1 protein-coding gene is annotated in these 1,174 nt (G+C 59.4%); it reads left to right on the top strand.

Going from position 1 to position 1,174, the window contains the following annotated elements:
* A partial coding sequence (locus H663_RS41875) for a beta strand repeat-containing protein (RefSeq protein ID WP_165803987.1) occupies window positions 1–1,174 on the top strand: 1,174 nt, incomplete at both ends.

Genomic DNA, 1,174 nt, shown 5'->3' with positions numbered 1-1,174 from the left:
CAGACAATTACAGCTTCACCGGCCTGACCACCAGCGGCACAAATTACACCGTCAGCAAGCTGGCTTTGACCGGCGCTGCGATTGCAGGCGTCACCACCACTTACGGCACCCCCGCCAACACCGGCGCAGTCACATTCACCAACGTGATCGCCAGCGATGTGGTCACACCGGGAACCGCGACGCTGGTCACGCCCAGCTACAGCAGCAGCAACAACTTGAAAGCAGGCAGTTACGCACAAAACGTCACTGGCACGTTGACCGGCACTGATGCTGACAACTACAGCTTCACCGGTCTGACCACCAGCAGCACAAACTACACCGTGAACAAGTTGGCTTTGACTGGTGCGGCGATTGCGGATGTCACCACCACTTACGGCACACCCGCCAACACCGGTGCGGTCACCTTCACCAACGTGATCGCCAGCGATGTGGTCACCCCTGGCACAGCAACCCTGGTCACGCCTAGCTACAGCTCCAGCAACAACTTGAAGGCTGGCAGCTACGCGCAAAACGTCACGGGCACGTTGACCGGCACCGACGCTGACAACTACAGCTTCACGGGCCTGACGACCAGCAGCAGCAACTACACGGTCAACAAATTGGCCCTGACTGGTGCGGCGATTGCGGATGTCACCACGACCTACGGCACAGCCGCCAACACCGGCGCAGTCTCCTTCACCAACGTGATCGCCAGCGATGTGGTCACCCCTTCTACCGCCTCCCTGGTCACCCCCAGCTACAGCAGCAGCAACAACTTGAAGGCTGGCAGTTACGCACAAAACGTCACTGGCACGTTGACCGGCACCGACGCTGACAATTACAGTTTCACCGGCCTGACCACCAGCGGCACGAACTACACCGTGAACAAACTGGCCCTGACAGGTGCTTCGATTGCGGATGTATCGACCACTTACGGCACAGCCGCCAACACCGGCGCAGTCACCTTCACCAACGTGATCGCCAGCGATGTGGTCACACCTAGCACAGCAACCCTGGTCACGCCTAGCTACAGCTCCAGCAACAACTTGAAGGCTGGCAGCTACGCACAAAACGTGACCTCCACGCTCAGCGGCACCGACTCAGACAATTACAGCTTCACCGGCCTGACCACCAGCGGCACAAATTACACCGTCAGCAAGCTGGCTTTGACCGGCGCTGCGATTGCAGGCGTCAC

The organism is Limnohabitans planktonicus II-D5, assembly GCF_001270065.2.
In the GTDB taxonomy this organism is placed as follows: Bacteria; Pseudomonadota; Gammaproteobacteria; order Burkholderiales; family Burkholderiaceae_C; genus Limnohabitans_A; species Limnohabitans_A planktonicus.
Note: the sequence above shows the minus strand (reverse complement) of the source record. Positions and strands in the feature narration are given on the sequence as shown.